At 36.0% G+C, this 11033-nt stretch carries 11 protein-coding genes; all 11 read right to left on the bottom strand.

Features of this window, described 5'->3' with window-relative positions; genetic code table 11:
• Positions 1-223: 223 nt before the first annotated feature.
• The gene (locus tag J1G40_RS18050) at positions 224-1342 is read right to left on the bottom strand and encodes a DUF3179 domain-containing protein (RefSeq protein ID WP_265244066.1); all 1119 of its coding nucleotides are present in this window, start codon (positions 1340-1342) and stop codon (positions 224-226) included.
• A 127-nt stretch (positions 1343-1469) separates the two neighbouring features.
• Positions 1470-2825, bottom strand: a complete 1356-nt coding sequence (locus J1G40_RS18045) for an amidohydrolase (protein WP_265244065.1) — start codon at positions 2823-2825, stop codon at positions 1470-1472.
• A 177-nt stretch (positions 2826-3002) separates the two neighbouring features.
• The gene (locus J1G40_RS18040) at positions 3003-3803 is read right to left on the bottom strand and encodes an alpha/beta hydrolase (RefSeq protein WP_265244064.1); all 801 of its coding nucleotides are present in this window, start codon (positions 3801-3803) and stop codon (positions 3003-3005) included.
• 232 nt (positions 3804-4035) lie between these two features.
• Positions 4036-4512, bottom strand: a complete 477-nt coding sequence (locus J1G40_RS18035) for a hypothetical protein (protein ID WP_265244063.1) — start codon at positions 4510-4512, stop codon at positions 4036-4038.
• Positions 4513-4792: 280 nt separating this feature from the next.
• A complete protein-coding gene (locus J1G40_RS18030) occupies positions 4793-5818 on the bottom strand; it encodes an MBL fold metallo-hydrolase (protein WP_265244062.1) in 1026 nt (341 codons plus the stop codon).
• A gap of 81 nt (positions 5819-5899) precedes the next feature.
• Positions 5900-6532: a hypothetical protein gene (locus J1G40_RS18025; protein WP_265244061.1), complete on the bottom strand. Its 633-nt coding sequence runs from the start codon at positions 6530-6532 to the stop codon at positions 5900-5902.
• A gap of 81 nt (positions 6533-6613) precedes the next feature.
• Complete coding sequence (locus J1G40_RS18020; RefSeq protein ID WP_265244060.1) at positions 6614-7054, bottom strand: SRPBCC family protein; 441 nt, start codon at positions 7052-7054, stop codon at positions 6614-6616.
• A gap of 145 nt (positions 7055-7199) precedes the next feature.
• Positions 7200-7955, bottom strand: a complete 756-nt coding sequence (locus tag J1G40_RS18360) for a DUF3667 domain-containing protein (RefSeq protein ID WP_414855673.1) — start codon at positions 7953-7955, stop codon at positions 7200-7202.
• Positions 7956-8045: 90 nt separating this feature from the next.
• A complete protein-coding gene (locus tag J1G40_RS18015; RefSeq protein WP_265244059.1) occupies positions 8046-8633 on the bottom strand; it encodes an alpha-ketoglutarate-dependent dioxygenase AlkB in 588 nt (195 codons plus the stop codon).
• Between the two features lie 108 nt (positions 8634-8741).
• Positions 8742-10178, bottom strand: a complete 1437-nt coding sequence (locus J1G40_RS18010; protein WP_265244058.1) for a nucleoside hydrolase-like domain-containing protein — start codon at positions 10176-10178, stop codon at positions 8742-8744.
• 117 nt (positions 10179-10295) lie between these two features.
• A partial coding sequence (locus J1G40_RS18005; protein WP_265244057.1) for a DUF6090 family protein occupies positions 10296-11033 on the bottom strand: 738 nt, incomplete at its 5' end.

The following is an 11033-nucleotide window of genomic DNA, read 5'->3' as shown; positions in this document are numbered from 1 at the left end:
AGGTCTACCAGACCTTTGCTTGCCATTCGGCCCTCTAAAGATATGATTTTTGCTAAATGTGCAGAATCAAAATAATGAAACACAACGGTCTTGTGCATGATTCCCTTGCTTTGGTTTAGCTTAAATTTTGCAAGCAAATACTGAATAGAAAATTCTCGCGGATTTTCCAAAGTTGGCTGGAAGTAAGCAATAAAATATACACCTTGATGTAGATTTTTGCTTTTTACAATCTAATTAGCCTTGATTTATCATGAAATTTTATCCAGGAAAACCAATACTCATCTGAAATTGCGATTGGTTCTAAGTCTTCTTTAATGTCACCTGAAATATATTTGCCTCTTACATTCCACTTAGTGCTGCTTTTTGAATCTAATAGTTCTTCACCCTCTAATTTTATTTCTAGCTTTTGAGAATTCAGACTATTATTAAAAGCATTCACCGTTTTTCCTGCACCAATAAGAATAAAACCATTTTCTTTATTTTCTACTATTTTTTTCGATAAAACTTCCTTTTTTAAATATACCACCTTGTCTTTGATTGAATTATCAATTATTCCAATCACATGAGTTCTTGAAGGAAAAGTTTTATCACGGTTTTTGGCAGAAAGTCCTGGTGTAGATTCAGAAGCAATAATTTTTTCCCAGATACCTGGTATTGGCAATTCAAAATCTTTAAAATCCTGTTCGCTTACTTTAACAACTTGTGGATTTGCTATCGTTTTCTTTACCTCAGACCAGGAGAGTATCTGAAATGGTTTCATAGTTAATTCATAAGGATGTAATGGACCAATAATGGACTTAAAAGTTGCTTGCTGGAAAAATGTCTTTGTCTTTTTGTCTGCAACAATCATATTTGCATTTTTAAACGACCCTACAAACAGCGGTCCAATTTCTGTTACATCAAATGGTATGATACTCCTACACATTGCACAGTAGGTTAAAGCTACTATTCTGTCTTTAAAATGGTCATTTATAATGTGATGATGAATGACATAATCCAAAGGATAACACTTTGTAATTCCCTCATATTCAATCACAGCCATTTCCATATTATCATTTAAAGGCAATTCTTCAGGGTCTTCAGATAGTTTGGGAAAAAATACAGCAGGGAATGCTCTGCTTTGATGCATTCTATAAGTTAAAATCAATGCAAAGCCAGAAATTATTATTGGCGCAATAGCCCAAGTTGGAAATTCATTACTTTGATAAAATATAAAAGTTGTCCATAATAAAACCCCTATAAATATTGACCAATTAACAGGTTTTCGAATAAAATAATGGTAATACAACCATTTTATAGGAAAAGCTTCTATTAAAGCCATGTAAATTGCAGCAGTTCCCATTAGTAATGCTGTAAAAGCCAATAGGTAGAGAAAAAGTATTTCGATATTATTTATCTTTTAGTTCTAACTTGTATGATGCACAAAGCGTCAGGTCAGGATTTCGTTATTTAATTAAAGTATTAATCTTCTATTGACCGCTCAACTCCATATAATCAAACACCAAATTACACATGGCTTTTACCCCTGTCTTAAACGCAGTATCATCCATGAGGAATTGCGGCGTATGATGGTCTCCAACGGTTTTCATATCTCTGCCTTTGGTTGTTGCACCAACGAAAAAGTAAAATCCTGGTACTTTTTGAGCGAAATATGAAAAATCCTCTGCACCTGTAGTGGGAGGAATTAAACTCACATTTTCCTCTCCAGCAGATTTCTGCAAAGTGGGTAACATTAAACTTGTTAACTTTTCATCATTGAAGGTTACCGGAAAACGGGTAGAGTACGGAAGTTCAACTGTTGCGGTCGTTCCCGCGGCTTGTGCAGTTAATTCAACAATCTCTCTAATTCTCTTAAGCACAAAAGCCTCGTCTTCATTTGTAAATGTTCTGATGGTGCCCAACATTTCCACTTGCTCGGGAATAATGTTGCTGCGATTTCCACCATTGATAGCTCCTATAGTTACAACTGCGGGGTTATCTGTCAATGTAACGTTGCGACTTACAATGGTTTGCAGGCTTGTGATAATCTGAGCAGAAACCACGATCGGATCAATACCCACCCAGGGATATGCCCCATGTGTTGGCTTTCCTTTAACGGTAATTTTCATATCATTGACACCTGCCATAATACCCGCCGACCGATATGAAATTGTACCCACTTCGTAGAAAGCATCCAAATGCAGCCCGAAAATGGCATCCACTTGCGGATTTTCGAGAACACCTTCTTTCACCATTAATTCTGCACCCCCCTCTTCACCCGCTGGCGCACCTTCTTCGGCTGGTTGAAAGATAAATTTTACAGTACCTTTTAAATCGGTTTTCATGCCCGATAGTATTTCTGCAACACCCATTAAAATAGCTACATGGCCATCGTGTCCGCAGGCATGCATTACCGAAGTTTCATTGCCATTATAAGTGGTTTTTACTTTCGATGCAAATGGCAAATCGTTCTTCTCTTCCACGGGCAAGGCATCCATGTCTGCTCGAAGTGCCACAACAGGACCAGGGGAATCTCCTTTGAGAATCCCAACAACGCCTGTCACACCTACTTTTGTTTGTACATCCATGCCCAGGGATTCTAAGTGTTTGGCTATGAGAGCAGCAGTACGAAATTCACGATTTCCCAATTCTGGATTTTGGTGGATATCGTGTCGCCAATCGATAACTTTCTGCTCAATCTTATCTGCCGCTTTATTAACAGCTGCACTGTGGTCTTTAATTTGGGCGAAAGTTGAAGTTGTAAAAAGCATTAAAATAAACAACAATAAAGCTTTTAATGTGTCTTCAAGGAGTGATTGGTTGGTTTTAATTTTCATTTCTTTCATGTATTATGGATTAATTCTTTTCTAAAGAATTTTATCATTTGTTATTGGTTAGTCATAGTTTCTACTGCCTAGCTTCAGCGAAGCAGTAATGAAGCTCAACGATTGTATATGAATCGAAGCTTTGGTTTGTGTAAGGCTTTGTGGGGTTATGATTTCATACAGAATGTTAGTAGTCGTTTATTTATTATTGAATTCTTCACTGATAAAAGCTATTAGATGGGTGAGTGTTTCGTTGAAATAGCCCCAATTATGTTTCCCATCTCTCACTCTATATTCATGTGGTACTTCTAAATCTCTCATACGAATGTGAAAAAGAGAATTTCCTTTATATAAATGATCATCATCACCTATATCTACATAATATTTTACCTGGCTTGCTCTCTCCTTTGAGGTATTTTCAATTAGATTTAGAACACTATATGAATTCCAATACTCCGTAATTCTTTCAGCTCCTTCCTTGATATCTCCTAAAGCACTACGATAATTATACTGAAATTTTTCAAATGGCATATCTCTAATTTGTTGGTCTGTTCGGATAGCTGCAGCCATTGAAGCGCAAACACTAAATAAATCAGGGTGGTGTAGACTGTAAACAATGGCTCCATATCCTCCCATCGAACCCCCCGCTATTCCTCTGAATTTTTTATCATTTTGGCATTTATACTTCTCTTCAATGTAGGGTATTAATTCGCTAATAAAATAATCTTCGTATTGATATTCTCCATTGATATTGTTCATATAAAAAGTTACTTCGGCATCTGGCATCACTACTATCATTGGAATAATTGTACCAGTATCGATTCCAGAATCCATTACCTCCCGGATGTTCATTCTATTAAACCAGGTATGATGAGCATTGGGTTGAGGCCCACTTCCATGTAATAGATAAAGAACAGGAAATTTCTTCACACTCGAATCGTAGCCAGGTGGTAAATAGATATTATACAGTTTTTCTTTTTGTAGAATTCCACTATTCATCTTTAAATCAGTTAGTAATTGACCTTTCTGTGCGCTCAGAGTGAAGCTAAGTACTAAACTGATGACAAATATTAAGGTGATCTGTCTGGTTAAAAACATATTTTATTATATGATTATTCAATGACTTCTGCCGGCCTTGGCTATAACAAGGCACTTCAGTGCGCAAGTCCTAACGATCCTGTTTTAAATAACTAAGATAGCAAAATACCGCAAGCCATTGAGAGCGATTTGCTCATCCTGAGCGAACAAAGATGAAGTGGACGGAACATGCCTCCATATCCCCGTTATTGTCAAAATCGTACTCCCCGCTATTGGCACCTCCATTAAGGGACAGGGTTGTCCCGTCAAAGGTATGGCCATAGGTATCCCAATCATCAGGATCCTCATCCCAGACAATTGCGAAGTAGAAGGTTTCATTCCATTCCTCCCAGTACATTTCGCCACTAACGGTATAAGCATTCCGGTCTACCGGATCCAGTGTCAGGGTAAAGCGGCCATTGTTTTGCACGGACATACTGGCTGTCCCCCCGTTTTCAACAACATCTACAGAGATGGTATTTACACTAAATTGGGCCTTGGTAGCCTCCCAGTTTCCAGTGAGTTCACTAATTGGAAACCGACCGTCTTTGGTAAGTATTACTTCGTCATCATCAGTACTACAGGAGAATATCATAGCGGTTAAAGAGATCAGAAAGATAAATTTGAACATTTTCATCGCAATAATTTTTGAAAGAAAGGAGCATTCCCTTTCTAATTACAGCTATAAAATTATTGAGATGATCTACTGTCCGCAATGACTTCTATCAGTTCCTTTATTATTTATCGCATGGCCTCATCAGCAGAAAGATGGATTTCGATAGCCCGGGATTCTAATTCCTTTTATATACCCAGGATCAAAAGTGGGAATTCTTTGGTTTTAAGAGTGATGAAGCTCAACGGTCTGGTGTATGAGCCGTTTTAATAGCATATATAGATTGTTGTGTACAGCGTCATTTTGTTTTTTTTGTGTTCAATGATTCATATGCAAATCTCAAATTATATTCATAAAACCGATCAAACCACCAGTCGTTATACTTATCAGGAATTGAGAAATTTACAGGCTCTTCTATGGACACATTGTTTTTGACTAGTTCTTCAGCTGAGGATTCAAGGTCCAATAAGTAATCCTTCATATGATCAATAAGTTCATTAGGTCCAATCTGTCCGTGACCGGGCATTACGGTGGAAACTTCAAGCGAGTTCATAAAATTGAGCCATGCTTTCCATTTCGAAATGTTTCCATGTGCTACATAGGGATGGCATTTATTGAATATGAGATCACCTGTAAATAAGATACGGTCATCTGGTAAATACATTATAAGATCGCTTGGGGTATGACCTTCTCCTTTCGAAATTAATTGGATTTTTCGATTAGGACCATTTAAGTTCAATATACTATCTACGAACAAATTAGGTAATTGAGTTTTAACTTCTATATGGCTATTTGACAGGGTCTCATAATATGGCCTCCACATAAGAATCTGTTTATATTCTCTCGATTCCTTGTCTCCAACAAACGAATTATACAGCGAATCATAATAAAATAGGCGTGCTGGTGCATTTTCTTTTTCATATGCAATTTGTAAAGGCTCTTCTTCCTCAATGAGCTCTTTGGTTATTCTAGTACTAATTATTTTTACATCTTTCGAAAATACCTGATTGCCTCGAATATGGTCATTGTGAAAATGGCTATTAACTACAAATTTTACTGGTGATAAGCCCATTTCCTTTACAGCATTCAATAATTCTTCTGTTACATCAGGAGAGAGAAAGCTGTCAAAGATTAGAGTTTCTCTTCCATTATCAACAATACCTACGTTGCAAATGGCTTTTCCTCCAAATTTGTGGATGCAACCGTAAATTCCATCGCCTAATTCTACTAATTCGAAATTGTCAGATTTAATCTGATCTGCCGGCCCATTTTTGCAGCTAATAAATAATATTGCAGCAAAGAATACTATTATAATTGATTTCATAATTTAATTTAATTGTACACAACCTGTTCGTGTATGATTACATGTAAGATAATTTTCAGGCAAGTAATTCAGCTTAATAAATTATACGCGCTGTTGTAGCCCGTTTTTTCCTTTCATTTTAAGATTAAGCCCTACTGTCCAGGCAAGTATCAGAATAAAGCCTGTAATCTGTATTAATGGCAAATACTTTATCAAATTTTCATCATAGTAGAACAAGTTGATTACACCAACTAGTGTCATACATATTATTCCACTTACTTTAAAAAAAGTCATTTTGTTTATATGTAGTGCTCTTATTATTCCAATTATACCTATAACACCACAAACACTCAATATTGTGGTCATGACATCATGAACCTGGGTAAAAATAAATACCGCCGATACCATTGCCAGAGTTCCTGCAATCTTAATTGTTAATTTCCAATTTCTATTTTTTACAAAGTAATTTGCAAATTGAAAGAAAAATAGTGTCATACTGGAGCAAAGAATGACCATGGCTATAAGTGCCACGGGTCTGGCGGGATTTTCATCTCCATTCATCCCTTTAACGCTCATTAGGTTGCACCAAAAGTTGTTACTCCAATCATATCCTATGGAGTTTATATCTGCCTGGGAACCTCCCGGATATAACTTTGTGGCATAAATGTAAAGTCCCATGAAAATCAGTATCCCGAAAGTAGGTAAAAGCCTTAATATGTCTCTTAATTTTATCATTTACTGACTTCTCACTATTGTGCTACAACGGATTGGCTAAACCGCGTTTGAAGGCAGTTTAGGTTTTGTTGTATGCATTTATTATTCACTGTGAGGTGTTCCCTTACCCATTTCTAAATAATCTTTTAAACTAGATAATAGGAAATAATCCCAGCCAGATTTACAAACTTCATAGCAGTTGAGTTGATTATTAAGACCATTATGAGTAATTGTAATTTTTGTCTTTTCCTCAGCCTGCTTAATATCCCATTCTACCTCAGTGTGCAGCCATTCTTCCTGAATATTTTGAAGTCCATCATGTACGTGATTAGCTTTTATACACTTCCATTTAACTTTTTCATATGGAAGGTATTGGGTTATCTTAAATCGCCACTCTGTATTTCCAAAAAATATGGAAAATTCATCGCCTAATTTTCCAACTGAATTATCAACTTTTCCCCACCATTTATCTATTCCTTTTGTGATTGCATCAAAGGAATTCCTTCTATCATTAGAGGTTAAAAATGAAGTCTGGTAATCCATTTGCCAATACTATTTATTTGAATTGCATAAAACGGTCTCCCGTATGGCTTCGTTGCCGGAAAATTGGTAAGATTTTCCCGCCATAGCCAAAAGATAGTAAATTGTAATGAGCTATGTACATTGTTGGCAGGCGTTTTTTATCTGTTTAATTAATCGTAAATAAACCATCCAAAATCAGCGGAAATATGAGCATTCTAAATATAAACAATCCAAAAAAGACAATGATTATTTTTATAACACGCCAAAAAAGATGGACGCTTCTAAAAAAACCAAAATATGCGAAAGTTATATAGGCAAAACCAATAAAACTTACTAATTCTATTGGTAGAAAACTCTTGGTTAATGGTTTATAAGCAATAGTAATTAAATTGATTAAAATGAAAATCGTTCCATAAAAATATAAAGATGAAACCAATAATTCGGTAAAATTGTAGCTGGTCTTTTTGAATAAGATATAAAGTAGAACTGTCCATACTAAAGTATTGATAACTCCTAATAAAATGGGATAATCGAATGTAATTAGTTGGTTCCAATAATTGATGTTTTGATTGGTTTCAGCTGAAAGAAATGAGAACTCAATACTAGGAAAACCAATCGAACTGCTTATGGTGAAATAGGCAAAAAGTGCTTGGATTATAGTGGAAATCACGAAATATTTGACAGGGCTTGTAAATCGTTTTCTTTTACCCTCAATAAAACTTTGAGCAACAAAATGCGGTTGTTTAATTAAATTCCAAAAAGTGTACCCTAGTCCTTTCTCAAAATTGAATATAGTGTCAAAGAATTCACTAACTACGCCCTTGAAATTTAGTCGATGATTTGCAAGTTGGCTCTGGGAACAATTCGGACAAAATTTTCCTTCGAATTCAAAGTCGCAATTTTTGCAAATTAATATTTTCAAATCAGAGATTTAATGACTGCCAACGTTTCAACTAAACGCCGTGCTGCGGCTTAGCAGCAGGGCTGTTTTAGCTATTGTTAGGCGCTGAGTTTAATTTTCAAATCCAAATTTTCTAAAAGTAAGGTTGATTCTTGGGTTTTTATAATCAGGATTTATTGGAAGACTATGCTCATACCTGTCCTGGCAATACTTACCCATAATAATTAGACTTCCATTTGCTAACCTTGTAGTAAATTCATTTTCACTTTCTTTCTCTCTGAACTTAAATTCTCTTTCTTCTCCTAAACTTATTGAAGGAATTATAGAAGTGTCTCCATATGCAGTATAATCTGAATGAAAATCTACTCCTGAGTTACCATCTGGGTAATATATCAATACACAAACTTGGAATTTTTGATTGGTGAAATGTTCAATTTTTTCTTTAAGTTTTATCAATTTACCAAACCAAACTCTAGTAACTCCCCAGTATTTTTCTGGGAATCTATTTTGATCAAATAAGTATTGGTCAATAATCATTAATTTTCCAAAATTAACATTATGCTTTTTACCATCGACGGTTTGTGGATAAAAGCTGATTTTTTTCATCACTTCATTTAACTCAAAAAACAAATCTTCAGCCTCCTTTAATTCAAGGAAATCACTATGGTATTCTGCTTCACAATTTAGAGGTAATTTCATCTTGTATATTCAATTTTTATTCTGTCTTTGCGTCTAACGGCCTTGTATATGCGGCGCGACCAGCTTTTGCCATACATGATTGTCATATACTTTGTTAACTGCTATGTTTTATTTTGGTTCTATTTTTATTATAATTCTCTTATATCTCGACAAAGCAGGTTCTCCTTTGTCAGTTACTTTTAATATTATGTGAATCGTTTCATTCTTGCTTACTACTGGTGCTACCCCATGTGTTGTATGAGCATTTTCAGGTTGACTCAGCTCAAATTTTCCCAGATATGTACCAGCTTCGAGGTAAGGAAACCACAAAAAAGTAAGATTGTCTCCATCGGGGTCGGTTGAATTTGACGCGTCTAACCTAAAAGATTCTCCTGATTTAAGAGTTATTTTATCCGGATGTGATAATATTGGAATTGGGGGATGATTGGCTTTCTCAAATGAATTGGTACACCAATCCATTCGGGCAGCAAAATCATGTTGAAAATCATCTCTCCATCTCCATAGGGTTGCTTTGTACCCTTTGAAAACAGTTGTATCTTTTTTTACATTTCTACCATATTCACTTGGAATAAAACGAATGTAATTGTCAACAGCATTTGTCCAAATAGGTCTTGTTTCCGGCGCAATTTCAACTATTGAACCTCCTTTCTTGGTTTTTGAAAAATCGGGCTTGTAAAGTATATACCTTCCTCCCCAGCCCCCCCATTCAGGATGTTCTGCATTGTTTAATCCATTTGGAATTAATGACAAGAATGCTGGAGTATCTCCTTCAACACCCCAAGACACATCAGGGTAAGCTGCGCCAAGGGGACCATGCCCTTGCTGAATATGCTCGGCCAACCATGAATTGCTAATTGTTTTATTATCAATTCCTTCAAAAACACCATTTATTCCAGTCCAAGTTGCACTTCCATAATCATCTCCTGGTGAAACAATGTAGAATAAATCAGGAAAATTGTTCCTTATCCAAATACCACTATCGTCCTGATCAGAAATGGTATAGACCCTCAACTTGGAAATGAGTCTTTTAGCTTCCTCTTTAGTTTTTGTTTTATTGATTTTATGAAGTGATTGAGCCAAGGTATTAACTCCTCCCCAAACAGAAACCCACAGTGGCCTTTTATCGTTTGCTTCTAATTCTCGAATAATCCATTCAGAGCCTTCGGAATCCATTCCGTCGCCTACTCCGGTCATTCCATATTTTGGTAAACCACTTATTACCAATTTCAACAAGTCCTCTTCTTTCGGAAAGCCCTCTTCGTGTTTTAGAAGATTAGGTTGAACTTTTCCATATGCATTAATTACTTTAACAATAGATTCAGGGTTGACTGTTTCAGTATGCCAGCAAGAAGTTGTCGCTACTATTCCTTTAATATCAATTTGATTGGCATAAAGTAATAGTCTTACTAAAGACTGCGTATCATCGGGGTCAGCTTCTATATCAGTTAATATTACGACTCTATTTTTTTGATTTGGTTGAGCGTAAAAATTTTGAATGTTAAACCAAATTGATAGAACTAGTACCAATAATTTTATTCTTGACATATAGATACTTTTTTGATTAATTACTCTAGGCCAGTACTCTCGTTGCGGCTAACGTGTTTGTGTATGTAGCGTAGCAGCGATTGGACACTATGATTTTTACACATTGTTAGCCTTTTTTTAATCATTTAATTCATCTTTAATGAGTTGGAGAACTCTCTGGTTCTCCTTGATAAATTCGCTCTCTATTTCAATCAGGGTGTTCCTTCCTTCCATATACGCCCTCATCCAACCCAAGTAGTAATCGTCCCTGTAAAGATGATCCATGTTAATAGGCACCAGGCTCTCACGTTTATAGATGAATAACGGCACATGGTGATCAATAAACGGCACATACGGAGCATTTATCTGGTCATAACGGGTAAACCATTTCGGCAATGTGGATTCAAAAAAATCAACGATCTCTATACTTATGGGTTTGTCTATAATGATGCCGTAACCCATGTTCTTGTATTGCTCATACCCGGATTGGGACAGGCTCAAAATCGTTTTTGGTACTCGCGCCCTGTGAAAGTGTTTAGCCAGACTATCAGTAAATGGTTGTTGATTATCCAAAACATTAAGAACAATTCTAGATGACGTGTTATACTTAAGAAGGCGTTCTATATCAGATTCGAGGACCTCTATATTGAGTTCAAAGTTTTCCGCTAGGTTTACCAAAACCTCCTTTTCTTTCACTCTATCCTTGCTCCACTCATTCCAATTATTAATTTGAAGTGCAATCAAAATCCCAATAACCACCAGTAGAATTTCGCCAAGGGCGTAAAGCAGGTATTTGCTGAACTTATTCTCAGAGAGAAGTTGCTGCCGGATACGGCGGAAGAATTTGATCATATATATTGTTTTTTTGGTCCGCGC

It is taken from the genome of Muriicola sp. Z0-33 (genome assembly GCF_026126425.1).
Lineage (GTDB): Bacteria > Bacteroidota > Bacteroidia > Flavobacteriales > Flavobacteriaceae > JAFMPW01.
Note: the sequence above shows the minus strand (reverse complement) of the source record. Positions and strands in the feature narration are given on the sequence as shown.

Excerpts from the sequence above, each read along its gene's own strand:
- J1G40_RS18050 (WP_265244066.1), bottom strand. The coding sequence starts at position 1,342 with ATGGGAACTGCTGCAATTTACATGGCTTTAATAGAAGCTTTTCCTATA.
- J1G40_RS18045 (WP_265244065.1), bottom strand. The coding sequence starts at position 2,825 with ATGAAAGAAATGAAAATTAAAACCAACCAATCACTCCTTGAAGACACA.
- J1G40_RS18040 (WP_265244064.1), bottom strand. The coding sequence starts at position 3,803 with ATGAATAGTGGAATTCTACAAAAAGAAAAACTGTATAATATCTATTTA.
- J1G40_RS18035 (WP_265244063.1), bottom strand. The coding sequence starts at position 4,512 with ATGTTCAAATTTATCTTTCTGATCTCTTTAACCGCTATGATATTCTCC.
- J1G40_RS18030 (WP_265244062.1), bottom strand. The coding sequence starts at position 5,818 with ATGAAATCAATTATAATAGTATTCTTTGCTGCAATATTATTTATTAGC.
- J1G40_RS18025 (WP_265244061.1), bottom strand. The coding sequence starts at position 6,532 with ATGATAAAATTAAGAGACATATTAAGGCTTTTACCTACTTTCGGGATA.
- J1G40_RS18020 (WP_265244060.1), bottom strand. The coding sequence starts at position 7,054 with ATGGATTACCAGACTTCATTTTTAACCTCTAATGATAGAAGGAATTCC.
- J1G40_RS18015 (WP_265244059.1), bottom strand. The coding sequence starts at position 8,633 with ATGAAATTACCTCTAAATTGTGAAGCAGAATACCATAGTGATTTCCTT.
- J1G40_RS18010 (WP_265244058.1), bottom strand. The coding sequence starts at position 10,178 with ATGTCAAGAATAAAATTATTGGTACTAGTTCTATCAATTTGGTTTAAC.